Raw genomic sequence first — 25595 nt, forward strand, 5'->3', positions numbered from 1 at the left:
CATCCTCAGTCCTGCATTTCGGTCTGGCGTTCGACAGGGTCGATCAGCACGGCTTTCTGCTGGCGCACCAGCAGGTCGAGAATTTCTTCCTGGCGCTCGCCAAGAACGCCGGAGAAGCTGATGCCGCTGGATTTGGTCGGCGCCAGCATCGACACGCGGTACAGCTCGATGCTCAGCGGCGAGTCGATGGACAGCGGCCCGCTGCCGTTACCGGCCAGCTCACCGCCGACCACGATCAGCGAGACCTTGGCGTCGAACGGGTCGAGGGCGATGTCGCGGTCGGTGTCGGTCAAATCCTTGATGTGGCCGTAGACGCCGGTCAGGCCGTTGGCCATCGAGGTGTTTTCGTACAGCTTGATGTTCACGCTGTTGCGCACCCGAATGCCGTGGCGACGGTTGCTGATCACCTTGTTGCCCCACAGCAGGTTATCGCCGCTCTCATAGAGCGTGATGCCGTCGGTATGGTTGCGGTAGAACTCGTTGTCGGCCACCACGTTGTTGACGCTGTTACGGTCCAGTACCAGGCCCGAGAGCTTGTTGTCGTAGCTGCGGTTATTGAAGATGAAGCTGTCGTTCACTTCCCGGGAAATGATGATGCCGTGCTTCTTCTTGGTGCCGTAGACGGTGTTGTCCGCGATGATCAGACCGTGGGAACGGTCGTGGGGGTCAATGCCGTAGACGATGTTGTCTTTGTAGGTATTGCCTTTGATCACAAAGCCCGTGGTCTCGTAGCAATAGAAGCCGTACCACATGTCCGAGAACTCGGAATCGATAATCCAGCCGGTCGGTTCCGCGCGCTTGAGCACCTTGGCCATGTTCGGCGTGTACTGGGAAATACTCACCCCGTACGACTTACTGTTGGCGTAGCCGAAGCTGGCCATCTTGGTCTTGGAGATGTAGGTCTCGGTGCCGCCCCAGGCCAGCAGGAACGGGCGGAACTCCTTGGGCGACTTGAACAGCGCCGGGCCGTTGGCCTTCTCGTCCCAGCCGGTGACTTTGGTGTCACGCACAAACAGCTGGCCGTCGTTGATCAGGAACGAACCGGCCTGTTGGGACAGGCGCAGCTCCTGGGTCTTGTTGTCGATGTCCAGGATGCCCTTGCGCCCGACCACGATCGGCAACTTGGCCAGGAATACGCCCGGCGAAGTTTCGCTGAAGTACTGCTTGGGCACTTTGCCCAGCAAGTCCTTGAGGTTCATGTAGCCGTCGTCGACAAAAATCGCCTGGGGAATGCCGTGCTGGCGCACCACCCATTCGGCCATCTTGTTGTCGCCGCCGATAAAGTCCTTGAGGGCGTCTTCCTGCATCATGCGGCGGATGCTGATTTTGCCGGGCTTGCTGCGCACGATCTTCTTTTCCATCGCGGCGGCGGTGTAGCCCGACAGGTCCGGCAGGGCCGGCTTGGCCATTTCCAGCGGCGCGGTGGGCGGGCTGGAAATGGTGTAGGTCTTGGCCTGTTGCAGTTCCTTGGCGATGGTCGGCGCCTTGGCCGGCGTGTCGGCCAGGGCCGAGGCGCTGGCCAGCAGCATGGCCGCGACGAGCAGGCTTTGAGGATTCATGGCGCAGGCTCCCATCAGAATTTCCAGACCACGTCGACAAAGGCGCGGTGCATGTAGGAGTCGACATTGCTGCCATAGGCGTCGCCCGGTTTGAACACGCCGGCACGGAAACGCACCAGGGCCGAGGGTTCGTCAACCGACTGGCTGAGCGCGGCCGGCAGCAGGCCTTTCTTGAAGTACTTGGTGACGACCAGGTCCATCTCCTGACCCAGATCTTTCTTGCCGTCGGCCAGTGGCAGGGAGGTGCTGGCGATAATGTCACCGGCGGCGTCGGTGGTGTTATCCAGCGCGGCGATGCCGTTGCTGCTCACCGGCTTGTTGCCGTCCACGCGCCAGAACTTGTGGTAGACCAGGCTGGCGTCGTAGTCCTCGCGCAGCTGCCAGGAACCGAACAGGCTCATGGACTGCATGTTGTTCATCTCGCCGCGAAACGCTTCGCCGAAGCGGTGCACGCGGGACTGGGTGCCAGTCCAGTTCGAACGGTTGCTTTGCAGGCCGTTCTGCTCGTAGTCGGCGCTGGCGCGGGCGTAGGCCGCACCCACTTGCCATTGCGGGTCGAGGCGCAGACGCACGCCGATATCGGTGGCCCAACCACTCAGGTCGTCGCTGTTCTTGGCCTGGTCGGGACGGGTGCCGTCAGACTTGAGCGCGTTGACCTTGTCGCGATCACCGCGCATGCCCGTGATGCTTGCCCAGTAGTTGACGGTGTTGGTGTTGCGCCAGTTATAGGCGTCGCTGTTGGCTTCGATGCCGAGCCAGGTCAGGTCGCCGTTCTCGCGTTTGTCCAACGAGTCGGTCGGCTGGCCGGGTTCCGGGTAGTCGAGCTTGCCGTTGTCATGGGTGTGGTGACCACGCAGGCCGATCCATTGGCCGGGCGTCCACTGGTAGGCGGCGTCGGCGTAGAGGTGCTGGCGGTCCTTGTCGACGGGCGCCAGTTCCTTGAGGTCGGTGCGGTATTCGCTGAAGCGTTCGGCGACGCCCACGTTGGCTTTGAGCAAGGTGGTGTCGAAGGTCCAGTTCAGCGCTTCGATGTTGGTGTCGCGCCATTGGCCGTCGTCATTGCGCAGGCGTTGGCGGCCGAGCTTGAGGATCTCGCCAGGGTAGGGCGTGAAGCCGCTGTAGCCGACCCAGAACTCGCGCATCGCCAAGTAGTTTTTCTTGGTCTTGCGGTCGTTGTTGGTGGTTTGCTGGTTTTCGTCATCGGCCGACTGTTGCAGGGTGTCGGTCTCGATGATGTCGCTGGAGGCAACCGCCTGGCCCATCGCATAAGCGCTCCAGTTGCCGCTTTCGCCGTAGATCCACGGGCGCAGGTCGATACCGACGCCGTTGACGTCGCCGCCTTTTTGCGTGCCCAGGTCGCGGTCATCTTCGGACTGGCCGGTGATTTTCACTTCCAGGCCGAAGTTCTTGGCTTCGGTCAGCGCGGCCAGGGTCGGGCACGACCACAGCAGGGCAAAGGTCAGGCCAATGCCGGCCTTGACGAATGGGTTGAGCTTCATAGGGATTCCTCGCCGTCTTCTTCTTCATCCAGGGCGTGCAGTTGCAACGAGCTCTGGGCCAGGGTGCCGCGAGTGGCCAGTTCCTGTTGCACCAGGCGTTGGCCTTGGGCGCGTTGTTCCGGCGTCAGGGGCGCTTCGAGCTGGGTGGCCAGCTCAACGGCTTCCGGGGTGTCCTGGGCTTTGGCCAATTGGCTGAAGACATAGGCGTTCAATGGGTCGGGCTTGGTGCCCTTGCCTTGGGAAAACAGTTGGGCGATGGCGAAATCGGCACTGTTCTGGCCGTTGCGCGCAGCGGTCAGCAAGTGGTCCAGGGCTCTTTGCGGGTAGACCTTGCCCAGGTAGCCACGGCGGTAGATCTGGCCGAGGTAGTAATCGGCGGCCACTTCACGGCCCACGGCTTTTTCGAAATGCGCCTCGGCGGCCTTGGCATCTGCCGGGACCCACTTGCCTTCGTAGTAGAGCTTGCCCAGGAGCAATTCGGCGCGCGGCTGGTCGGCTGCGCGGCCGTTGTCCAGGTACTTCATCATCTGGTCGACGTCGCCCAGTTCCGGGAAGTCGTAGAGCAGCTGCGCCAGGCTGACCCAGGATGCCGGGTAGCCGGGGGCGATTTTTTCCAGCAGGGCCTGGGCGGTTTTTTCGTCCGGCGTGCCGAGGGTGGCATCGCCCAGCACACGAGCGACGCTGTCGACACGCTGGGCGGTGACGGTGCCACGGCTGTAGCCGGCTTCCATCTGCTTGAGCAACTCGGCCTGTTTTTCCGGCGCGGCTTGCTTCTGATAAACCGTGGCCAGTTCGACGTAGCAGATGTCGGTGGTGTTCAGCGCGGCTTTGCAGATGCGCTCCACATCATCGAGGTGCTGGTCGTAGGTGTCCTGGGTGCGATACAGCAGCACTTGGGCCAGGCCGGCTTCCGGATAACCGGCGGCCTGCCATTTACTGATCTGCTGCTGGGCGTTCACATTCGGGAAGCTGTGCGGGTATTGCAGGTACAGCATCGCCAGCGGAATCAGGGTATTGCCTTCGCCATTGGCAAAGGCTTTTTTCAGCAGGCCTTCGGCTTCATGGTGCTCGGCTTCGGTGGCGCCAGGCTTGGCCACCAGCAGGCGGCCGAGGCGCGCCTGGGCGCGCGGCGAGGTGTCCGCCGCGGCACGGTAAGTGGCTTCGGCCTGTTTGATTTGCGCCGGATCGCGGGTGCCTACCTGGATATCGGCCAGGCCCACTTGGGCCTCGCTGTAACCCAGGTCTGCCAGTTGCTGGTAATTCTGCTGCGCGGTGGCCGTGTCGCCACGCTTGAGCGCTTCATTGGCCAGGCGTTGGTCGGGCAGGCCGGCGCAACCGGCGAGGCTGACCGCAAGGGCCAGCGCGCAATAGGCCGAGGCGAAGTGCGATCTGCTTTGTGTGGGAGCTGGCTTGCCTGCGATGGTATCGGCGCGGTGCAACTGATGTACCGAGTCGCCTGCATCGCGGGCAAGCCCGGCGCCCACATGGGTCGGTGTTGTTATTGAGATAGGGTTCACAGGCATGTCCTCGCTTACAGACCGTGCGCCATGGCTTTATCGATCAGCCAGTTCAGCGATGGGCCACGGTCGCTGGTGACTTCCACCGGGCGGCCGGCGAAGGCACTGTCCAGCGGTGCATCAGGCTTGATCTGGACGCGGATGTCGGAGGACAGGTCGGCGCTGTTCAGGCTGGTGCTGCTGACGATGGTGCCGGTGCGCACCTGGTCTTCGTCGGCGACCTGGAAGCTCACTGGCGTACCTGGGCGCACGTCGGCGAACTGGCGATAAGTGAAACGTGCTTCCACATTGGCCGGGGCGCCGCGTGGCACCAGTTGGAAGATCACATCGCCTTTGCTGGCGTACTGACCGTCGGCGACCATTTGCTGGGCGACCACACAATCACACGGCGAAGTCAGGGTGCCGGTCATTTGCTTGCCGAACAGTTCTTCGACCTTGGCCGGTTGCAGTTGATCTTCGTCCAGGTGGCCCTTGAGCACATCGAGCATGCTGGTGCTGAAGGTCGCCAGTGGCGCGCCTTTGGCGGCAATCGCGTCACCTTTGAGCAGGCTTTGCACGGTGCCGTCGCGCGGCATGGTCACGTTCATGCCGGGCACGCTCACCAGGCCGGCCTGGGCGTGGCTGACGAAGTACATGCCGTACACCGACTTGAAGACAAACCCGAACGCCGCCAGACCAACGATGAAGATACCGGCACTGAACACCACGGCGCGCAGGCGACCGAACGCGGTCATGCCGCTGCCGCCGTCCTTGACCTTGCGTGCCTTGGTGAAGTTGTCGCGTTGCAGGGTCGCCAGCACGTCGCCCATGGACACGATGTCGCCGGACAAGTGCGACGTGATCAGGTGGCGCAGGGTCGAGATATCCTGTGGCTCCAGGTTCTGGAACTGGCAACCGGTGCGGCCGCTCTGGCGGTCGTGGGAGCGGATCTGCAACTCCACGTCCATCGCCAGGCCCAGGTTGTCGATCACGAACTGCAGGCGGCCCTTGTGCACTTCGCCAACGTTCAGCGGTTGGGTCGCAGTGAATGCCAGGCCGCCGGCGGAGAGGTCGATCACCCGCGCTTCGGTGGGTTTGCCGTCATTACCGAAAAAGCGCAGTTTGGCCGGGATTTTGACCCGTGCGTGTTGGCGCTGGGCTTCGGATTCGTGGACAACGTTGACGTTTGCTTGGCTATTCATCAGGTGTATTCCTAAGTTAATTCAGGCTTGGCAGGTTCAGACCATCATCAGCAAAACGGCGACGAAGATGCTGCCGGCGGAGAAGGTCATGGTCCGAGACGACCAGGTGTTGAACCAACGTTGAAAGCTGGCCAAATCGCGGGTCAGTTTGGTGTCCTGGCGGGTCCAGGACTGTTGATCAAGGCGGAAGAACACGTAGATCTTCACCAGCGCGCCCATGATCTGGTTGTAATAGAGAATCGCCGGGTAAGCCGGGCCGATCTTGTGGCCGGAGCACGACAGCAGCAGCGTGAGGATCAGGCGGGTGATGCCGATCCACAGCAGGTACGCGAGGATGAACGCGCCGCCGTATTTGAAGGTGGCGATGATCGCCACGGTCAGGCCGAGCAGGGAGGTCCACATCGACACGCGCTGGTCGAACAGCACCACGCTGGTGAACAGACCGAGGCGGCGTACGCCCAGACCCAGGGCACGGGAGTTCTGGCGCAGGTTGTTGCCGTACCAGCGGAACATCAGCTTGCGGCTGGCCTTGATGAAGCTCTTTTCCGGCGGGTGTTCCACGGTGTTGATCGCGGCATCCGGCACGTAGAAGGTGTCGTAGCCCAGGCGCATCAGGCTGAACCAGCTGGACTTGTCGTCGCCGGTGAGAAACTTGAAGCGGCCCAGGCGCCAGTGTTGCAGCGAGTCACTTTCCACGTCGGCGATAAAGCCCGGGTCGGTCACGACGCTGGCACGGAACACCGACATGCGACCGGTCATGGTCAGCACGCGCTTGGACAGGGCCATGGAGCACATGTTGATGTGGCGCTGGGCGAAGCGCAGTTTGTGCCACTCGCTCATGATGTAGCCGCCGCGCACTTCACAGAACTCGTTGGTGGTCAGGCCGCCGACATTGCCGAACAGCTGGAACCACGGCACCGTCTTGCGTACTACGCCTTCGGCGAGCACGGTGTCGCCATCGATCACCGCCACGACGGCGCGGTCGTCCGGCAGGTGGCGGGAGATGGCACGGAAACCGAAGGCCAGGCCGTCACGCTTGCCGGTGCCGGCGATGCGCACGAAGTCGAGCTTGACGTGGTCCGGCGGGTTCATCTTTTCCCAGAGGCTCTTGACCAGCAGCTCATCGGACATTTCCACCAGCGAGCAGACCACGGTGGTGGGGAAGCCGCATTCGATGGCTTCGCGGATCACCGAGCTGTAGACCTGCGCGGTGGTCAGCGCATCAATCCGGAAACTGGTAACCATCAGGAACACATGGGATGGGTCGGCGGCCTTGCCCAGCTTGCGCACTTTACGGCGCAGGTGCGGGTAGACCACGTACAAAAACAGCATGCCGCGAAAGAAATGCGTAGCACCCATCGAGTAGCGCCAGATACCGACGGCGCCAATCAGGAAAATAAAATTCTTCGACTCGGAGTCGAACGTACTCGCCGGCAACAGCAGGGCGAGACCCATCAGCAGGCTCAGAAAGAACAGCCAGCCGGCGGATTGGAGCAGTACGTGTTTTAACTTGGACATAAGCGTCATCCGAAGGTGAAGAAGGCTCCGGCTGCACCTGCTGGGGATCAGGACAGGTGCAGCGCGGAACTTGCCGTTGCTGTTACCAGCAAATGCCTTCGGTGCGACCGGTCGTGCAGGTCGCCTTGGACATGAAGCCCACCAGGTCGATCACTTGCTTGCCGTGCGGTGCGTTCTGCGCCAGGGCGCGGAATTTCTCGTCACGGTTGCCCAGGATGATCACGTCGGAGTTGTTGATCACGTCGTCGAAGTCCGAGTTGAGCAGGGACGACACGTGCGGGATCTTGCCTTCGATGTAGTCCTTGTTCGCACCGTGGACACGGGCGTACTCGACGTTGCTGTCGTAGATGCTCAGGTCGTAGCCCTTGCCGATCAGCATTTCCGCGAGTTCTACCAGCGGGCTTTCACGCAGGTCGTCGGTGCCGGCCTTGAAGCTCAGGCCCAGCAGGGCGACTTTGCGCTTGTCGTGGCTGGAAACGATGTCGAAGGCGTTCTGCACCTGGGACTCGTTGCTGCGCATCAGCGAGTTGAGCAACGGCGCTTCCACGTCCAGGGAGCTGGCGCGGTAGGTCAGGGCACGCACGTCTTTTGGCAGGCACGAGCCGCCGAACGCGAAGCCTGGGCGCATGTAGTACTGGGACAGGTTGAGGGTCTTGTCCTGGCAGACTACTTCCATCACTTCACGACCATCGACGCCGACGGCCTTGGCGATGTTGCCGATCTCGTTGGCGAAGGTCACCTTGGTGGCGTGCCACACGTTGCAGGTGTACTTGATCATCTCGGCAACGGCGATGTCCTTGCGGATGATCGGCGCGTCGAGTTCTTCGTACAGCGACTGCAGGACATCGCCGGAGGCTTTGTCGAACTCGCCGATGACGGTCATCGGTGGCAGGTCGTAGTCGGCGATGGCGGTGGATTCACGCAGGAATTCAGGGTTGACCGCGACACCGAAGTCGACGCCGGCTTTCTTGCCGGAGCAGTCTTCGAGAATCGGGATGACCACGTTGGCCACGGTGCCCGGCAGCACGGTGCTGCGCACCACTACGGTGTGGCGGGTGGCTTTGTCACGCAGGACAAAACCGATTTCGCGGCACACGGCTTCGATGTAGTCGAGTTCCAGGTCGCCGTTTTTCTTGCTCGGCGTGCCGACGCAAATCATCGACAGGTCGGTATCGCGGATGGCTTCGGCGAAGTTGGTGGTGCCGCGCAGTCGACCGGTTTCGATACCCTGGCTCAACAGCTCGCCCAGACCCGGTTCAACGATTGGCGATTTGCCAGCGTTGATAAGGTCGATCTTATCCTTGGAGATGTCTACGCCGACCACTTCGTGGCCACGGGCAGACAGGCAACCGGCACACACTGCGCCAACGTAACCTAGACCAAATATGCTGATGCGCATCGCATTTACCTCTTTGTCATTCAAGACTGTGTTAAACATGCCAATTAATGGCCGGAGTTCATGTTTGCAAGCGTCACTGATGCCACGAAAGTTGGGCGAATAGACGCCGACTTACCGCGTACAGGCATGTTAAATAGTGAGTGGCTAACTAGTGCACTCAAGTTGTGCGCAACGTGGCCTTGTTGTTGGGACCTGCCCTCAAATGCAGCCGGCCTTCCTGGGAGAAGGGCCTGGCGCCAGTGCCGCAGGGCTTTGATAGAGGCTGCAAACCTTTAAATATCAATGCCTTGGGTTGACTCACTGACCATTAGGGGAGGTTTGGCCCTGGCCTTATAGGGAGAAGCAAATCATCCTTGTCGCCGCTCTTGATTAATCGGTTGGCAATATGACCAATGAGTCAAAGTTCAATGTGACAACTTCGCTACTTCCGTTGGTCGCCATGTAAGTCATCTCTTACAGAATCAGAGAATTTCGTTACCGGTGGTATGAGCCGTGCTTTTGGACGAAGTTCCAGACCGCCTATCCCGAGCGTGGAAATTTCTTGAAATATTAACCGAGATGGCACTGGTACTATATTGATAGCACTTGCTATTTGAGCCAGTAGTTACAGGGAGTTGGCGCGGTGGGATAGTTTTGTGCCACTAGTGTTTAAAAAAAGTGGTGCCACTACGAAAAAAAATCGGAAATGTCGAGTGAAATAAATGTTAGGGATGTGTCTGGATTTTTTTTGACGCCATAAATTTGACGATTCATGGTGTGAAATGCGGACAAAAATGTGGGAGGGGGCTTGCCCCCGATTGCAGTGGATCAGCCAGCTTATCTCTGGCTGACACACCGCCATCGGGGGCAAGCCCCCTCCCACATTTGGATCTCATTGTTTGAAAGAAGGCTGCGAGGCCTTATTCCGGTGCGTGATCGCGCAAAAACACCAGGTTGTCCGGTTTGGACTGCTCCGCATTGAAGCGATAGCCCTGCACATCGAACTGTTTGAGCTTGGCCGGATCGTTGATGCGCTCTTCAATCACGAAGCGGCTCATCATGCCCCGGGCTTTTTTCGCGTAGAAACTGATGATTTTGTACTGGCCGTTCTTGAAGTCCCTGAACTCGGTATTGATGATCCGTGCCTTCAGGGCCGTGCGCTTGACCGCCGAGAAGTATTCGTTGGATGCCAGGTTGAGCAGTACATCATCGCCTTGCTCGGCCAGGGCTTCGTTGAGCCATTCGCTGATGCGCGTGCCCCAGAATGCGTACAGGTCCTTGCCACGGGCGTTGGCCAGTTTGGTGCCCATCTCCAGGCGGTACGGCATCATCAGGTCCAGCGGGCGCAGCAGGCCGTAGAGGCCCGAGAGCATGCGCAGATGGTCTTGGGCGTAGCTGAAGTCGGCATCGGTGAAGGTATCGGCATTGAGGCCGGTGTACACATCGCCCTTGAAAGCGAGCAGGGCTTGCTTGGCATTCTCCGGGGTGAAGGCCGGCGTCCAGCTGCCGAAACGTGCGGCGTTGAGGCCGCCGATTTTGTCGGAAACGTGCATCAGCTCACTGATTTGCGCCGGGCTCAGCTCGCGCAATTGTTCGATCAGCTCCTGGGAGTGGTCGAGATATTGCGGCTGGGTGAAGCGTGGGGTCGCCGGTTTTGACTCGAAATCGAGGGTCTTGGCGGGGGAAATCACCATCAGCATGAAGTCGTCTCCTGTAATCGTGGGGGGATTCTAGGGGCTGGGGCGGTTTGACTCCACCTATGATGCCGATAGGCGCGATCCGCTATAGTGGCCGACGACTCTGGAGAGGGAGACCCTGTGTGCGAATAGCACTGTTATTGGCCGCGTGCCTGTTAAGCCTGAACGCCCATGCGGCGCCGACGGACGTCGCCAGCCTGGACCGTGGCACCTGGCCCGAAAAACTCAGCAGCCCTGCGCTGTTCGACGTCGCCTCGCGCGCCGAAATCCTGATGTTCGCCCGCAGCCTGCTGGCCAGTGAGTCCTTGGGCGACGCAGCGCTCAAACAGCGCCTGGGCCTGAAGATCATCAACCAGGCCGCCATCGACGACCTGCGCCGCCAGCTCTGGCAACGCTTGCTGGAAAACTACACCGTCGCCCAACAGAGCTGCGAGGTGGATGCCTCGTTCTGCTACCTGGTGGAAAACATGGACGACCTGCGCGAACAGGCCGGCAAGTTCGAAGTCAGCGAAGACTCCTTCTATATAGGCTGGTCCGCCCCCAGCCATACCTTCCACGAACGCTACCTGGACGAACTGCTGCGCAAAGCCGCGTTGTTCCCGCAGATCAGCAGCGAAGTCGCGCGGTTCGGCGACCATGAACGTAACGGCGACGAGTTCAACGACCGTCTGTTCCTGCTGACCTTCGACGGCGGCCCGGCGCCGGTCAGTGGCAATACCGACTGGCTCGCCGACTACCTGCGCAAGCAGAAGATGAACGCCACCTTCTTTGCCCTCGGCAGCAGCCTGCAAACCCGCGTTGAGCGCAGTTCCGCCGCTGAGGTGGAGGCGTTGTACCAGGGCCAGTGCGTCGGCACCCAGGGCTGGCAGTACCGGTCCCATAGCCATTGGGTCGACTGGCAAAGCTCCATCACCCGCAGTGCCGCGCTGGCGCAGAACCTGATGCCGGAAAACTATGTGCCGCTGTTCCGCCCGCCCTATGGGCAGCGTCGTGCGGACAGCCAGGGTTTTTTCCAGCAGCAGGGCTTGCAGGTGGCATTGTGGGACATCGATTCCCAGGACGAGCCGGGCAAGCTCAAGGCCGATGAGTCGATGCAGCGCGTGCTCACGCTGATGCTGCTGTGGCGCAAAGGGGTGATTGTGTTCCACGACACCCAGGACAAGGCGCGGGTCGCATTGCCTCTGTTGCTACAGGCAACGGCGCAAAGTGGCTTGGGTTGGCAGGACTGCCGGGAAGCCTTTCGTTAAAAAGATGAAGTGCCCGCCCCTGTTGGGTTTAAGGCGAAATGGGGGTGATTTTGTGCGACGTTTCGAGGCAGGCGGACTTCCGACTTTAACGGGGTGCATGGCACTCGGCTAGTGCTATTCGTCATCCTGAAAAATAAACTTCAAAAAAGCGTCAAAGTGCTTTTTTCTGTCATGGGTTTTGCGGTATTACGAAGTCAGATCGCCGAAACCTGCACCACAGGTGGCGTCTTCCAAGACTCCTTTTGCGGTGTGTTCGGCGGTCAATCGAGGCGCAGCACTGTCGTGGTATTGCGTCGACTGGCTCCCACAAAGGTGACCGAGTATGGATGATCATGGACGCACCCCTTCTTCCGACCAGCCAATCCTTTATGTGCTTGATACCAACGTACTGATCCACGATCCAAACGCACTGCTTAACTTCGAAGAACACCACGTCGCCATCCCGATGATTGTGCTAGAGGAACTCGACAAGCTCAAAAGTGGGCACCACAGCGTTGCCGCCGAATGCCGCCAGGCCATCCGCCTGATCGACAAGACCCTGGGCGAAGCCTCACCCGAGGATGTTGAAGTCGGCGTGCCGATCCAGCGTGGCAAAAGCGGGCCCAAGGGCTTGCTGTCGATCCTGATGAGCAAGCGCAGCGAGCCCAACAGCCTGCTGCCGGAAAACCTCAACGACAACAAAATCATCAACCAATTGATCGACCTGCACGCGCGCGACAAGGACCTGCGCCTGGTGCTGGTGACCAAAGACATCAATATGCGCCTCAAGGCCCGAGCGTGCGGGATCGCGGCCGAGGACTACAGCACCGACCAACTGGTCGATGACGTTTCAATGCTGTCCCGGGGTTATCACACAGTGACCGGCTCGTTCTGGGACCTCGTGAGCAAGGTCGAAACCCGTCAGGACCACGGCCGCACCTGGCATCAGGTGCAACTGATCGACAACCTGCCGGCCGTGCACATCAATGAATTCATCATCGACGAACAGGGGTTTGTAGGCTGGATCAAGGAGATTCAGGTCGACAAGCTGCTGATCCTCGACCTGCATCAGGAACCCCTGCTGCACCAGGAAGCCTGGGGCCTGAAACCGCGTGACATCTACCAGAGCCTGGCGCTGTACGCGCTACTCGACCCGGACATCCACCTGGTCAATCTGACCGGCGCCGCGGGTTCCGGTAAAACCATCCTCGCCCTGGCCGCTGCTATCGAGCAGACCATGGTCACCAAGCGCTATCGCCGCATCATCGCCACCCGTAGCGTGCAGGGCCTGGACCAGGAAATCGGTTTCCTGCCCGGCACCGAAGCGGAAAAAATGGAGCCATGGTTGGGGGCGATCACCGACAACCTCGAAGCCTTGCACATGGATGACGAAAACACCCATGGCAGCGTCGACTACATCCTCAGCAAAGTGCCGTTGCAGTTCAAATCCCTCAACTACATCCGAGGTCGCAGCTTCCAGCAAAGCCTGATTTTGATTGATGAATGCCAGAACCTCACGCCGCACCAGATGAAGACCATCATCACCCGTGCCGGCGCCGGTTCAAAAGTGGTTTGCCTGGGCAACCTGGCGCAGATCGACACCCCTTACCTGTCCGCGACCAGCTCCGGGCTGACCTACCTGACGGAACGCTTCAAAGACTTCCCCAACGGCGTGCACATTGCGCTGCAAGGGGTGCCTCGCTCGATTCTGGCCGAATACGCCGAATCCCATCTGTAAACGCGGTCACTGTGGGAGGGCGCTTGCTCCCTCCCACATGGTTTACACTCGCGGCTCCTGATCAGGAGTATCGCTGTGCTGACTCATCTCGATTCCCAAGGTCGCGCCCATATGGTCGACGTCACCGACAAGTCCGTGACGTTCCGTGAGGCGGTGGCTGAAGCGCGGGTGCGCATGTTGCCAGGCACCCTGCAAATGATTGTCGACGGCGCCCACCCAAAGGGCGACGTGTTTGCCGTGGCCCGCATCGCCGGGATCCAGGCTGCCAAGAAAACCAGTGACTTGATCCCCCTTTGCCATCCGTTGATGCTCACCGGCGTCAAGGTTGAACTGAGCGCCGATGGCGTGGACGCCGTGCATATCGTGGCGCGCTGCAAACTGTCCGGGCAGACCGGCGTGGAGATGGAAGCGTTGACCGCTGCCAGTGTTGCGGCGTTGACGATCTACGACATGTGCAAGGCCGTGGATCGCGGCATGACCATCGAAAGTATTCGCCTGCTGGAAAAACTGGGCGGCAAGAGCGGGCATTTCAAGGCGGATCAAGTATGAGCATTAACGTACTGTTTTTTGCGCGCTATGCCGAAGCGGTGGGCTTCGATTCGCTGGAGATGGAAGGTGAGTTTGCCACCGTTGATGCCGTGCGCCTGGCGCTGGCCGGTGACCCCGAGTTTGCCGTCCTCAACGAGACGAGCCTGATGTGCGCCCGCAACGAGGAGTTGTGCAGCCTCGACGAACCGGTGCAAGCAGGCGATGAAGTCGCGTTCTTCCCGCCAGTGACCGGAGGCTGAGCATGGCCATCCGTGTGCAGGTCCAGGCGTTTGATCCCGGTGCCGAAGTCAACGCGATGCACGCGGCCAACGTGGGCGTGGGCGCGGTGGTGAGCTTTGTCGGTTATGTGCGCGACTTCAATGACGGCCGCGATGTGTCGGGGATGTTCCTGGAGCATTACCCCGGCATGACCGAAAAGGCCTTGGCCAAGATCGCCGTGGAAGCCGAGCAACGCTGGCCGCTGCTCAAGCTCGAAGTGCTGCACCGCGTTGGCGCGTTGGAGCCGGGTGAGCCGATTGTGTTTGTCGCGGCCGCCAGTGCCCATCGCCAGGCGGCGTTTGATGCGTGTGCGTTTGTGATGGATTACTTGAAGACCCGGGCGCCGTTCTGGAAGAAAGAGAACACCCCCGAAGGGGCGCGCTGGGTGGAAGGGCGGGACAGCGACCACGCTGCCGCGGATCGCTGGAAATAGCCCGCCGAACACCTCTCTTAAAATCACCTCAAATCAAATGTGGGAGGGGGCTTGCCCCCGATGGCAGGGTGTCAGTCAATGATGTTATGACTGATACACCGCCATCGGGGGCAAGCCCCCTCCCACATTTTTACTGCATTCCAAGCCTTAGGGGCGCTTGCGCTCCACGGCTCGCAGCAAGTGCGTCGGCGGTGTCTCGCAGCTGATCTTGCGGCCCAGCAAGGTCTCGATCGACGGCAACTGATACGAGTCATCTTCTCCCGCAAAGCTGATCGACACACCCGCAGCACCCGCACGGCCGGTACGGCCAATCCGGTGCACGTAGTCGTCCGGCACTTCCGGCAGGGTGAAGTTGATCACGTGGCTGATGCCGTCGATATGAATCCCGCGCCCGGCGACGTCAGTGGCCACCAGCACGCGGATCTTGCCTTCGCGGAAACCTTCCAGCGTCTTGATGCGCTTGTGTTGCGGCACATCGCCCGACAGTTGCGCGGCGTTGACGCCGTCGCGCACCAGGCGCTCTTCGATACGGCGTACTTCGTCCTTGCGGTTGGCGAACACCATGACGCGCTCCCAACCGTTGTCGTTGATCAGGTTGTAGAGCAGCTTGTACTTGTCGGCACCGGCCACAGCGTAAATGTGCTGTTCGACGTTTTCGCTGGCGACGTTCAGCGCTTCGATCTCGACGATGGACGGGTCGGTGGTCCACTGCTTGGCGAGGTTCATCACGTCTTCGGTGAAGGTCGCGGAGAACAGCAGGGTCTGGCGCTCGTTTTTCGGCGGGGTCTGGCGAATGATCTGGCGCACTTGCGGGATGAAACCCATGTCGAGCATGCGGTCGGCTTCGTCCAGCACCATCACTTCGACCATGTCCAGGTGCACGTCGCCGCGCTGGTTGAAGTCCAGCAGGCGGCCAGGGGTGGCGACCAGGATGTCGCAGTGGCGGGCTTCGAGGTGCTTGAGCTGTTTATCGAAGTCCATGCCACCGACGAAGGTCATCACGTTGAGGCCGGTGTACTTGGTCAGGTCGGCGGCGTCCTTGGCGATCTGTACCACCAGCTCCCGGGTCGGGGCGATGATCAGCGCGCGCGGTTCACCCATGTAGCGCTCTTTCGGCGGCGGTGTTTGCAGTAGCTGGGTGATGATCGAGATCAGGAACGCGGCGGTCTTGCCGGTGCCGGTCTGGGCACGGCCGATGGCGTCTTTGCCGGCGAGGGTGAAGCCAAGCACCTGCGCCTGGATCGGCGTGCAGTAAGGGAAGCCCAGGTCCTGGATGGCGTGCATCAGTTCCGGAGCCAGTTTGAAATCGTGGAAGCGGGTTTTACCTTCCTGGGGCTCGACGACGAAGTCTTCGAGTTTCCAGGGAATGACGACCGGTTTGGGCGCACGTTCCCGGCGCGGCTTCGGGGCTGGCGCGGCTTCAGCCTGAGGTGTCGCCTGTTCGGGCGGTGTCACCGGCGGCGTTTTCGGCTGCGCGACAGGTGCGGTCCGGCCGGGCTGTTGGCCGTCATTGCGGCTGCCGGAGGAGGGGACAGGAGCACTGGGAACAGGCGCGAGCGGCTCAGCCTCGCTTTTGCCGAACATCTTCTTGAGTGCTTTGAGCACGGTGATCTCATTAATTGGTTAAGGAATGTACGCCGGCCAGTGTAATGCAAGAATCGGGCGCGGCGTAGTGCGTCTGTCATACGGCTACATAAACGTGGATTTCAGCGCAGGCGCTCGGCCAGCCAAGTGCCGATATCGCGTATCTCTTCAGGTAACACTTCGTGACCCATTGGGTATTCCTGCCATGTCACGGTGACACCACGGCTCTTCAGGTGCTCGTACGCCGTACGGCCCATGGCGTTCTGTACCACGTCGTCGTACTGGCCGTGCAGGCACAGGGCCGGAATGCGCTGCTGGCTGGCCGACAATTCCAGCTCATCACCAAAGGTAGGCGCGTAAGTGGAGAGGGCGATGACGCCACCCAGCGGGCCTTCCCAATTCATAAACGCAGTGTGGAAGACCACGGCGCCGCCCTGGGAAAAACCCGCAAGAAAAATTCGCGAAGCGTCTATTCCGGTTCTCTTCTGGGCCTCGATCAAATCCGTGAGCATTTTTGCCGATACTTCCAGCTCTTCCAGACTGATGGAACGCGCCGGGCTCATGGCCTTGATGTCGTACCAGCTCGGCATCTCGTAGCCGCCATTAATAGTCACCGCACGGGTCGGCGCCTGGGGCAATACAAAGCGGGTGGTCTGCAATTCTTCCTGCAACGCTTCAGCCACCGGCAAGAAGTCGTAGCGATCGGCACCCAGGCCATGCAACCAGATTACGCAGGCGTCTGCGGGCTTGGCGGGCTGAAGAATCAAGGGGTCGGTCATGTCTGCTCCATAAATGTGCGTGCGCTCCGATTAAGTGCGACGGAACGGTGCGCTAGAGGTTGATCTGTTAAGAGAATGTCGCAAGGCTGAATCTTTTTCTATTGACCATGGGCTGAAACGACTCAGCCGCGACTCTGGTACGCGCCTTGCTACGTGTAGGTCGATGTCAGAACTTTCTTGTGACGGTAACACTATCAGTGAGTGCCGCTTGTAGGAAAGCAGCTGGAATTACCGCGACAGCCTCATGCCGCTCGGCCCTAAAAAAAACCAACACGGGTCGATATCGCCTCATAAGGGTGCGCTGAGGTTCGGAGCTTCGACACAACAAGAGCGTATTTGGAGGTTTGAATGAAGGTATTGAAATCCACCCTGGCCATCGTTTCCGCGGCCGCTGTACTGGGTGTCAGTGGTTTCGCCCAAGCTGGCGCCACTCTGGACGCCGTGCAGAAGAAAGGCTTTGTGCAATGCGGTGTGAGTGACGGCTTGCCGGGTTTCTCGGTACCGGATGCCAGTGGCAAGATCCTCGGGATCGACGCTGACGTTTGCCGCGCTGTAGCCGCTGCTGTGTTCGGCGACGCGACCAAGGTCAAGTTCAGCCAGTTGAACGCCAAGGAGCGTTTCACCGCGCTTCAGTCCGGCGAAGTCGACATCCTTTCGCGCAACACCACCATGACCAGCTCCCGTGACGCAGGCATGGGCCTGAAATTCCCGGGCTTCATTACCTACTACGACGGCATCGGCTTCCTGGTAAACAACAAGCTGGGCGTCAAAAGCGCCAAGGAACTGGACGGTGCAACCATCTGCATCCAGGCCGGTACCACCACCGAGCTGAACGTTTCCGACTACTTCCGTGGCAACGGTCTGAAATACACCCCGATCACCTTCGACACCTCCGACGAAAGCGCCAAGTCGCTGGAATCCGGTCGTTGCGACGTGTTGACCTCCGACAAGTCCCAACTGTTCGCCCAGCGCAGCAAGCTGGCCTCGCCGAAGGACTACGTGGTTCTGCCGGAAACCATTTCCAAGGAACCCCTGGGCCCGGTCGTGCGTAATGGCGACGACGAGTGGCTGGCTATCGTGCGCTGGGTAGGCTACGCCATGCTCAACGCTGAAGAGGCCGGTATCACCTCCAAAAACGTTGAAGCTGAAGCCAAGTCCACCAAGAACCCTGACGTTGCACGTCTGCTCGGTGCTGACGGCGAATACGGCAAAGACCTGAAAGTGAAGAAAGACTGGGTCGTACAGATCGTCAAGCAAGTCGGTAACTACGGCGAAGTGTTCGAGCGCAACCTGGGCAAGAGCACCCCGCTGGAAATCGACCGTGGCCTGAACGCGCTGTGGAACAACGGCGGCATTCAATACGCACCCCCTGTGCGCTGATCGCTGATGGTTCTGTCACCCGGTGGGCCAACCGCCGGGTGATGTTCTGTTCCATTCTTTCCGGGGCACTTCATGCAAAATCAAATCGGCGCACCAAAGCAGAAGCTCAGCTTCAGCGATCCCAAAGTGCGTGCGTGGCTCTTCCAGATCATCACGATTGTGGCGGTGGTCTCGCTGGGCTGGTACCTCTTCAACAATACCCAGACCAACCTTCAACACCGGGGCATTACCTCGGGTTTCGACTTTCTTGAGCGCAGTGCCGGCTTTGGCATCGCGCAGCACTTGATCGACTACACCGAATCGGACAGCTATGCCCGCGTCTTTGTAATCGGCCTGCTCAATACCTTGCTGGTGACCGTGATTGGTGTGGTCCTGGCAACCTTGCTCGGCTTCATCATCGGCGTGGCGCGCCTGTCGCCGAACTGGATGATCAACAAGCTGGCGACGGTGTACGTGGAAGTGTTCCGCAACATTCCGCCGTTGCTGCAGATCCTGTTCTGGTACTTCGCGGTGTTCCTGACCATGCCGGGGCCGCGCAATAGCCATAACTTCGGTGACACCTTCTTTGTCAGCAGCCGAGGCCTGAACATGCCGGCAGCGCTGGCCGCTGACGGGTTCTGGCCCTTTGTGGCCAGCGTGGTGGTGGCGATCGTGGCAATAGTGCTGATGGCGCGTTGGGCCAACAAGCGCTTTGAAGCCACTGGCGTTCCGTTCCACAAGTTCTGGGCGGGCCTGGCGCTGTTCATCGTGATCCCGGCGTTGTGCGCCCTGATCTTCGGTGCACCGTTGCACTGGGAAATGCCCAAGCTGCAAGGCTTCAACTTTGTCGGCGGCTGGGTGCTGATTCCTGAACTGCTGGCACTGACCCTGGCACTGACTGTTTATACGGCAGCGTTTATCGCCGAGATCGTGCGTTCGGGCATCAAGTCCGTCAGCCACGGCCAGACCGAAGCTGCGCGCTCCCTGGGCCTGCGCCCTGGGCCGACGCTGCGCAAGGTCATCATCCCGCAAGCCTTGCGGGTGATCATTCCGCCGCTGACCAGCCAATACCTGAACCTGGCAAAAAACTCGTCGTTGGCCGCCGGTATCGGTTACCCGGAAATGGTTTCGCTGTTTGCCGGCACGGTGCTCAACCAGACCGGCCAGGCCATCGAAGTCATTGCCATCACCATGAGCGTGTACCTGGCGATCAGCATCAGCATTTCCCTGCTGATGAACTGGTACAACAAGCGCATTGCGCTGATCGAGCGGTGAGGAAACGCCCATGAGTACGCATACGTTCAAACCTGATATGCCGCCGCCGAACAAAGTCTTCGGCCCGGTGGCATGGATGCGCGCCAACCTGTTTTCCAGTTGGCTCAACACCCTGCTGACCTTGCTGTCGCTGTACCTGGTCTACCTGGTAGTACCGCCGATCCTGCATTGGGCCATCCTTGATGCGAACTGGGTCGGCACGACACGCGCCGATTGCACCAAAGAGGGCGCCTGCTGGGTGTTTATCCAACAGCGCTTCGGGCAGTTCATGTACGGCTACTACCCCGGCGACCTGCGCTGGCGCGTAGACCTGACCGTGTGGCTGGCCATCGTTGGCGTGGCGCCGTTGTTCATCTCGCGCTTTCAGCGCAAGGCGATCTACGGCCTGGGCTTCCTGGTGCTGTACCCGATCATCGCCTACTTCCTGTTGCACGGCGGCATCTTTGGCCTGGCCAACGTGGCGACCAGCCAATGGGGCGGCTTGATGCTGACCCTGGTGATCGCCACTGTCGGTATCGCCGGCGCCTTGCCCCTGGGCATCGTGCTGGCGTTGGGACGGCGTTCGAACATGCCGGCGATTCGTGTGGTCTGCGTGACCTTCATCGAATTCTGGCGCGGCGTGCCGTTGATCACCGTGCTGTTCATGTCCTCGGTGATGCTGCCGCTGTTCCTGCCGGAAGGCATGGGCATCGACAAGCTGCTGCGGGCGTTGATCGGCGTGATCCTGTTCCAGTCGGCCTATGTGGCCGAAGTGGTGCGCGGTGGCTTGCAGGCGATTCCCAAAGGTCAGTACGAAGCGGCTGCGGCGATGGGCCTCGGTTACTGGCGCAGCATGGGCCTGGTGATTCTGCCGCAAGCCCTGAAGCTGGTGATCCCCGGTATCGTCAACACGTTTATTGCGCTGTTCAAGGACACCAGCCTGGTGATCATCATCGGCCTGTTCGACCTGCTCAACAGCGTCAAGCAAGCCGCCGCCGACCCGAAATGGCTGGGCATGGCCACTGAAGGCTACGTGTTCGCCGCCCTGGTGTTCTGGATTTTCTGTTTTGGTATGTCGCGCTATTCCATTCATTTGGAACACAAGCTCGACACAGGCCACAAGCGTTAGGAGTTGTTGTTATGAGCGAAGCAATCAAACAGCCTGTGAGCCCTGAAGGCATTATCCAGATGCAGGGCGTCAACAAGTGGTACGGCCAGTTCCACGTGTTGAAAGACATCAACCTCAACGTCAAGCAGGGCGAGCGTATCGTGCTGTGCGGCCCGTCGGGTTCGGGCAAGTCCACCACCATCCGCTGCCTCAACCGTCTGGAAGAGCACCAGCAGGGCCGCATCGTGGTCGATGGCGTGGAACTGACCAACGACCTCAAGCAGATCGAAGCGATCCGCCGTGAAGTCGGCATGGTGTTCCAGCACTTCAACCTGTTCCCGCACCTGACCATCCTGCAGAACTGCACGCTGGCACCGATGTGGGTGCGCAAGATGCCCAAGCGCAAGGCCGAAGAAATCGCCATGCACTACCTGGAGCGCGTGCGCATTCCGGAGCAGGCCCACAAGTTTCCGGGGCAACTGTCCGGCGGCCAGCAACAGCGTGTGGCGATTGCCCGCGCCCTGTGCATGAAGCCGAAAATCATGCTGTTCGACGAGCCAACCTCGGCGCTGGACCCGGAAATGGTGAAGGAAGTACTCGACACCATGATCGGCCTGGCCGAAGACGGCATGACCATGTTGTGCGTGACCCACGAAATGGGCTTCGCCCGCACCGTGGCCAACCGCGTGATCTTCATGGACAAGGGCGAGATCGTGGAACAGGCAGCGCCGAATGACTTCTTCGACAACCCGCAGAATGACCGGACCAAGTTGTTCTTGAGCCAGATTTTGCATTGATCGATAGATGATGCTTGAAAATAAACCCGGCCTTGGCGCCGGGTTTATTATTTGTGATTTATGAGGCTTTCAGCGTTTCAGTCTCGTCGTGGACGGTATAGGTGAAAGCGCCACGCAAATCAGCACCTTCGGCCAGAATTCTTGCTTGCGCCAGCAAATGCGGATGGCGATCCAACAACCGAATCAGTAGCACTAAGGGCTTGGGCGCAAGAAGCTCGCCGCGTTCGTAGCGAGAGAATGCGTTGTGGCCGGCCCCGGACAGCAAATCTACTGCCTCTTTTTGCGTAAGGTGCAGTTTGCGGCGGGTACGTTTAATCTCGGCGCCGATCATTTTCCGAGCGGCGAGGGTGAGTTCGTCTTTCGCTTCGCCGTAACGGTCAGCGCTGTCGTTGTCGGGATCCCAGAAACCGTCGCCACACACCTCGCATTCCCAGCCTGAAAGATTATCGACCCGACGCTCCATGCCTTTGATGCGGATGGTTTCACTGCGTCCCTCGTAATAGCTCAACGCATCAGGAGCGCCACAGATGTAGCAAAGCTCTTTTTCTTTCATGGGTTTTTCTCCTTGAAGGAGACTACCGGAGGCCTACCGTCAGTGCGGTATGTGACCTTGATGTAAATCTCCTTACCTTTTGAGTGGATGTGATACACATCTTGCCAAACTCGATGGTCTCCATAGGTGGTCATCGACTTGTGCAGCATCCAGTTCTGCAGCTCATAGATGACCTCCTGCATATCCTTGATACTAAGGCCAAGAGCATCGCCGCACTCTTCTGCAGTGCGGGTAAACGCCTTCCTTCCAAGCCGCCTGACATCCGCCTTTATCCCCGCCAGATCGTAATGAGGTGTGTACTTTTCCATAAGACACCTGAGCCGAATAATTACCCTCTAAGGGTAATTTTACCAATCGAAAATACTGCTCCTTTTCCTGCCTAAGAACCGTAGTGCGTTGCCTTTGTAGGCAGCGCTGAATAGGCTGTAGGAAAATTCATCCTATGGTTGGGCGAAAGTCCGCATCCCACGACAGACGACCAGCGTCGGTCTGACGCCTGGTGGACCCCGTGCCAAATCCATCTGCCGATAGTTGATCAATGAACCTTCCATCCAAACACACGACCGAACTCGAAGAACTGTTGATTGACGCCGAAGCCGACGATGACGTCGTGCAGCACGCGCCTGCGACGGTGAACCGCCCCTGGCTGTTGCTGTTGGGCCTGGTGCTGGTGGCGCTGAACCTGCGTCCGGCGCTGTCCAGCATGGCGCCGGTGCTCGGTGACGTATCCAGCAGCCTGGGCTTGTCGGCGGCCAAGGCCGGTCTGCTGACCACCTTGCCCGTGCTGTGCCTGGGGCTGTTTGCGCCCATGGCTCCGATCCTGGCGCGGCGTTTTGGCGCTGAGCGCGTGGTGCTGGGGATTTTGCTGACACTGGCTGCCGGTATCATCCTGCGCAGTTCCTTCGGCGAGGTCGGTCTGTTCGTCGGCAGCCTGATCGCCGGCGCAAGCATCGGCATCATCGGCGTGTTGCTGCCGGGTATCGTCAAGCGCGATTTCGCCAAGCACGCGGGCACCATGACGGGCGTCTACACCATGGCGCTGTGCCTGGGTGCAGCGCTGGCGGCGGGGGCGACGGTGCCGTTGAGTCACTATTTCGGCGACAACTGGACTGTGGGCCTGGGCTTCTGGATGCTGCCGGCGCTGATGGCGGCGCTGTTCTGGTTGCCGCAGATCGGACAGAAACACGGCGCTCACCGTGTCGCGTATCGGGTCAAGGGCTTGTTGCGTGATCCGCTGGCCTGGCAGGTGACCCTGTACATGGGGCTGCAATCGTCCCTGGCCTATATCGTGTTCGGCTGGTTGCCTTCGATCCTGATTGACCGAGGCTTGAGTGCCACCGAAGCAGGGTTGGCGCTGTCTGGCTCCATTATCGTGCAGCTATTGAGTTCCCTGGCCGCCCCGTGGCTGGCCACTCGTGGCAAAGACCAGCGCCTGGCAATCCTGGTGGTGATGCTGCTGACGTTGGGCGGGCTGTTCGGTTGCCTGTATGCGCCTTTGGACGGTTTGTGGGGCTGGGCGATTCTGCTCGGCCTGGGGCAGGGCGGCACCTTCAGCCTGGCGCTGACCTTAATCGTGTTGCGTTCGCGAGATGCCCATGTGGCGGCCAACCTGTCGAGCATGGCCCAGGGCATCGGGTACACCCTGGCATCCCTCGGCCCGTTGGCGGTTGGGCTGATGCATGACTGGACCGGTGGCTGGGCGGCCATCGGCTGGATTTTCGCGGTGATCGGCCTGGGCGCAATCATCGCTGGGCTGGGCGCCGGGCGTGCGCGGTATGTGCAAGTCAACAGCGAGAAACGCTAGAGGTACACGACCTCCAAGGTGGCCAGGCCATCGAGTCGGGTGTCGCTGCTCAGGTCCAGGTTTTGCGTGGCGTTGATAACGGTCTCGACCTTGACCGTGCTGATCAGCTCCTGGATCGCCGACGGCCCGGCCGTGCTGCCGGCGATGGCGGTGAAGCCCAGGTAGCTGTTGGCGCCAATGTTGATCGGGTTGAGGTTGGCGGTACGCCAGGCCAGCCCACCCGTGGTGGACTCGGTGCCGTAGACCTGCGTGGTGCTGTCAACTTGAGTCTGGCGAGGGTCGAAGGTCAAGGAATACAGGCCGATGCGGTTGCCGCTCTTGTCCAAGCCCAGGCCGTAGTAAATCTCGCTGTTGACCATGGCCGAGCCGTCCCGATTGTCGTGCATGCGCAAGGCGAAACGGCTTGGCGCGCTACAGTCGATGCTGACTTGCAGCAGCTTGACCGGCAGACGGGTGCTTTTGTCCGGGCTCAGGTCTTGGTGGGACATTTTGCCGTAGTCGATCATTGCACCGTTGGACAGTAATGGGTTGCACGCGGTGGGCGTGATCCGACCCTTGACCGCCAGATCCACGATCGAAGCGGCCTGTGCATTGGGCGTACTACCGAGCAGCAGCAGGGTGAAAAGGGCGATGTCGTGCTTTTTCATGAGGCTGATCCCAAGGGTTACAGGTAGATGATTTCGAGGGTGCCGGAGCCGTTGATGCGCACTACGTGGCGCAGGTCCAGGGATTGAGTGGGCGCCAGGTAGGTTTTGATGCGCACCGTACCGGACAGGTTGCGCAGCGCGATCGGGCCCTGGGTGTTGCCGGCCTTGTCGGTAAAGCCCATGTAGCTGTTGGCGGCCATGGGGATTTGCCGTTGGCTGGAACTGCTCCACGCCGCGCCATTGCTGGTGGAGTCGGTGCGGTACAGGGTCCTGAAGGTGTCGGCGTTGAATTCACCTGGGTCGATTGTCAGATAGAAGCGCCCGATTTTATTGTGGCTGGCATCCAGGTCCAGGCCATAGGCGGTCTCATCGATACCGCCGGTGGCCGAGCCCTGGCGGTTGTCATGCATGCGCAGGGCAAAACGCGTAGCGGCGTCGCACATCACGCTAAAACGCAAGGTTCTGCCGGGCAAAGGCGTTTCGAGGGTGGTATTCAAGTCTTTGGCCAGCAAGGTGCCGTAGTCCACGATGCCGTGATCCGACAGCGTGGGTTGGCAGGCCACGGGGGCGAAGTGCGCACGCAGGTTCAGTTCGCGAGAGCGGCCATGCTGGGGGCTATAGAGCGTCCCGGTGGCTTCCCAGGTGGTGGCATCCCGTACTTGGGTGGCGGCCGGGTCGGCCCAGGCGCGCAGGGTCAGTTGCACCGACAGATTCTGGCCGGTGACGACCGCACCTCGTTGCACGGGTGCGATGCCATGAGCGGGAAGCCAGTCCAGAGCTGTCGCGCTGGTCAACGGTGGCTGGCCAGGTGCGGGGAGCAGGCCCAGTTCCACGCGGTGTCCATCGAGCACGGCATGGCCGGCTTCGACGGCGTAGCTGCCGTGCTCGGTCAATTGCAGACGCTGCGCATTGGCGGCCAGGGCGCGGTAGAACAGGCTCATGTCGTCGGCCTTGGGGCAGGTGAAGCTCAGGCTCAGGCGGCGCTCGCCCAGCAAGCGTTCAGCCGCGCTGTCGTCCTGGGCGAGGCGGCTCATCAGGCCGAAATCCACCAAGGGTTCGCTCACATTCAATTGGCATTCGTCCGCAGCCAGGGCGGTGCCGGCAACGCCAATCAATAGCCACAGGCTCAGTTGATGCAGACGGGTGACAAGGGGCAT

23 protein-coding genes are annotated in these 25595 nt (G+C 60.2%); 10 read left to right on the plus strand and 13 right to left on the minus strand.

Annotated features, from left to right (window positions below):
* Positions 1 to 5: 5 nt before the first annotated feature.
* The 7 genes from algG to yaaA all read right to left on the minus strand — a co-directional run bounded on the left by algG (position 6) and on the right by yaaA (position 10352).
* A complete protein-coding gene (algG, locus tag AOA60_RS14210; RefSeq protein ID WP_099584945.1) occupies positions 6 to 1574 on the minus strand; it encodes a mannuronan 5-epimerase AlgG in 1569 nt (522 codons plus the stop codon).
* Positions 1574 to 3058: an alginate export family protein gene (locus AOA60_RS14215; RefSeq protein WP_099584946.1), complete on the minus strand. Its 1485-nt coding sequence runs from the start codon at positions 3056 to 3058 to the stop codon at positions 1574 to 1576. Before AOA60_RS14215 ends, algG begins: the two co-directional genes overlap by 1 nt.
* A complete protein-coding gene (algK, locus tag AOA60_RS14220; protein WP_099585025.1) occupies positions 3055 to 4479 on the minus strand; it encodes an alginate biosynthesis TPR repeat lipoprotein AlgK in 1425 nt (474 codons plus the stop codon). Before algK ends, AOA60_RS14215 begins: the two co-directional genes overlap by 4 nt.
* A 110-nt stretch (positions 4480 to 4589) precedes the next feature.
* Complete coding sequence (locus AOA60_RS14225; protein WP_099584947.1) at positions 4590 to 5756, minus strand: alginate biosynthesis protein Alg44; 1167 nt, start codon at positions 5754 to 5756, stop codon at positions 4590 to 4592.
* A 36-nt stretch (positions 5757 to 5792) separates the two neighbouring features.
* The gene (gene alg8 / locus AOA60_RS14235) at positions 5793 to 7274 is read right to left on the minus strand and encodes a mannuronan synthase (protein WP_160385045.1); all 1482 of its coding nucleotides are present in this window, start codon (positions 7272 to 7274) and stop codon (positions 5793 to 5795) included.
* Between the two features lie 82 nt (positions 7275 to 7356).
* Positions 7357 to 8673 carry a nucleotide sugar dehydrogenase gene (locus tag AOA60_RS14240; RefSeq protein ID WP_099584949.1) on the minus strand — a complete coding sequence of 439 codons (1317 nt, stop codon included), beginning with the start codon at positions 8671 to 8673 and terminating at the stop codon, positions 7357 to 7359.
* 899 nt (positions 8674 to 9572) lie between these two features.
* Positions 9573 to 10352, minus strand: coding sequence for a peroxide stress protein YaaA (gene yaaA / locus AOA60_RS14245; RefSeq protein WP_099584950.1), 780 nt, complete (start codon positions 10350 to 10352; stop codon positions 9573 to 9575).
* A gap of 119 nt (positions 10353 to 10471) precedes the next feature.
* Here yaaA and AOA60_RS14250 point away from each other — a divergent pair, with 119 nt between their 5' ends.
* From AOA60_RS14250 to moaE, 5 genes are all read left to right on the plus strand, one after another.
* A complete protein-coding gene (locus AOA60_RS14250) occupies positions 10472 to 11596 on the plus strand; it encodes a polysaccharide deacetylase family protein (RefSeq protein WP_099584951.1) in 1125 nt (374 codons plus the stop codon).
* Between the two features lie 322 nt (positions 11597 to 11918).
* Entirely contained in the window at positions 11919 to 13313 is a 1395-nt protein-coding gene (locus AOA60_RS14255; protein ID WP_032886372.1) for a PhoH family protein, read from the plus strand.
* A gap of 75 nt (positions 13314 to 13388) precedes the next feature.
* Positions 13389 to 13862 carry a cyclic pyranopterin monophosphate synthase MoaC gene (gene moaC, locus AOA60_RS14260; protein WP_099584952.1) on the plus strand — a complete coding sequence of 158 codons (474 nt, stop codon included), beginning with the start codon at positions 13389 to 13391 and terminating at the stop codon, positions 13860 to 13862.
* On the plus strand, positions 13859 to 14101 hold the full coding sequence (gene moaD / locus AOA60_RS14265) for a molybdopterin converting factor subunit 1 (RefSeq protein WP_099584953.1): 243 nt from the start codon (positions 13859 to 13861) through the stop codon (positions 14099 to 14101). The genes moaC and moaD overlap by 4 nt, the downstream gene beginning before the upstream one ends.
* 2 nt (positions 14102 to 14103) lie before the next feature.
* Complete coding sequence (moaE, locus tag AOA60_RS14270; protein ID WP_099584954.1) at positions 14104 to 14553, plus strand: molybdopterin synthase catalytic subunit MoaE; 450 nt, start codon at positions 14104 to 14106, stop codon at positions 14551 to 14553.
* A 147-nt stretch (positions 14554 to 14700) separates the two neighbouring features.
* Here the strand turns inward: moaE and rhlB are convergent, their stop codons facing one another.
* Both rhlB and AOA60_RS14280 read right to left on the minus strand, forming a co-directional pair.
* Positions 14701 to 16164: an ATP-dependent RNA helicase RhlB gene (gene rhlB / locus AOA60_RS14275; protein ID WP_177411600.1), complete on the minus strand. Its 1464-nt coding sequence runs from the start codon at positions 16162 to 16164 to the stop codon at positions 14701 to 14703.
* A gap of 95 nt (positions 16165 to 16259) precedes the next feature.
* Positions 16260 to 16916 (minus strand): alpha/beta hydrolase, encoded by a 657-nt coding sequence (locus AOA60_RS14280; RefSeq protein WP_099584956.1) that lies wholly within the window; start codon positions 16914 to 16916, stop codon positions 16260 to 16262.
* A gap of 348 nt (positions 16917 to 17264) precedes the next feature.
* Between AOA60_RS14280 and AOA60_RS14285 the strand changes: the two genes are divergently transcribed.
* The 4 genes from AOA60_RS14285 to AOA60_RS14300 all read left to right on the plus strand — a co-directional run bounded on the left by AOA60_RS14285 (position 17265) and on the right by AOA60_RS14300 (position 21434).
* Complete coding sequence (locus tag AOA60_RS14285; protein WP_017526224.1) at positions 17265 to 18296, plus strand: amino acid ABC transporter substrate-binding protein; 1032 nt, start codon at positions 17265 to 17267, stop codon at positions 18294 to 18296.
* A gap of 72 nt (positions 18297 to 18368) precedes the next feature.
* The gene (locus AOA60_RS14290) at positions 18369 to 19550 is read left to right on the plus strand and encodes an amino acid ABC transporter permease (protein WP_099584957.1); all 1182 of its coding nucleotides are present in this window, start codon (positions 18369 to 18371) and stop codon (positions 19548 to 19550) included.
* Between the two features lie 10 nt (positions 19551 to 19560).
* Positions 19561 to 20658: an amino acid ABC transporter permease gene (locus tag AOA60_RS14295; RefSeq protein ID WP_099584958.1), complete on the plus strand. Its 1098-nt coding sequence runs from the start codon at positions 19561 to 19563 to the stop codon at positions 20656 to 20658.
* A gap of 11 nt (positions 20659 to 20669) precedes the next feature.
* Positions 20670 to 21434, plus strand: coding sequence for an amino acid ABC transporter ATP-binding protein (locus AOA60_RS14300; protein ID WP_003171943.1), 765 nt, complete (start codon positions 20670 to 20672; stop codon positions 21432 to 21434).
* A gap of 58 nt (positions 21435 to 21492) precedes the next feature.
* Here AOA60_RS14300 and AOA60_RS14305 read toward each other — a convergent pair whose 3' ends face one another.
* Both AOA60_RS14305 and AOA60_RS14310 read right to left on the minus strand, forming a co-directional pair.
* Complete coding sequence (locus tag AOA60_RS14305; protein WP_099584959.1) at positions 21493 to 21987, minus strand: type II toxin-antitoxin system MqsA family antitoxin; 495 nt, start codon at positions 21985 to 21987, stop codon at positions 21493 to 21495.
* On the minus strand, positions 21984 to 22295 hold the full coding sequence (locus tag AOA60_RS14310) for a type II toxin-antitoxin system MqsR family toxin (protein ID WP_099584960.1): 312 nt from the start codon (positions 22293 to 22295) through the stop codon (positions 21984 to 21986). Before AOA60_RS14310 ends, AOA60_RS14305 begins: the two co-directional genes overlap by 4 nt.
* Positions 22296 to 22525: 230 nt before the next feature.
* Between AOA60_RS14310 and AOA60_RS14315 the strand changes: the two genes are divergently transcribed.
* The gene (locus AOA60_RS14315; RefSeq protein ID WP_099584961.1) at positions 22526 to 23791 is read left to right on the plus strand and encodes a CynX/NimT family MFS transporter; all 1266 of its coding nucleotides are present in this window, start codon (positions 22526 to 22528) and stop codon (positions 23789 to 23791) included.
* Here AOA60_RS14315 and AOA60_RS14320 read toward each other — a convergent pair.
* Complete coding sequence (locus AOA60_RS14320; protein WP_099584962.1) at positions 23788 to 24438, minus strand: DUF1120 domain-containing protein; 651 nt, start codon at positions 24436 to 24438, stop codon at positions 23788 to 23790. The two genes, AOA60_RS14315 and AOA60_RS14320, sit on opposite strands and share 4 nt — an antisense overlap.
* 17 nt (positions 24439 to 24455) lie before the next feature.
* A complete protein-coding gene (locus AOA60_RS14325; RefSeq protein ID WP_178075360.1) occupies positions 24456 to 25595 on the minus strand; it encodes a DUF1120 domain-containing protein in 1140 nt (379 codons plus the stop codon).

The organism is Pseudomonas sp. 2822-17 (genome assembly GCF_002742485.1).
In the GTDB taxonomy this organism is placed as follows: domain Bacteria; phylum Pseudomonadota; class Gammaproteobacteria; order Pseudomonadales; family Pseudomonadaceae; genus Aquipseudomonas; species Aquipseudomonas cyclaminis.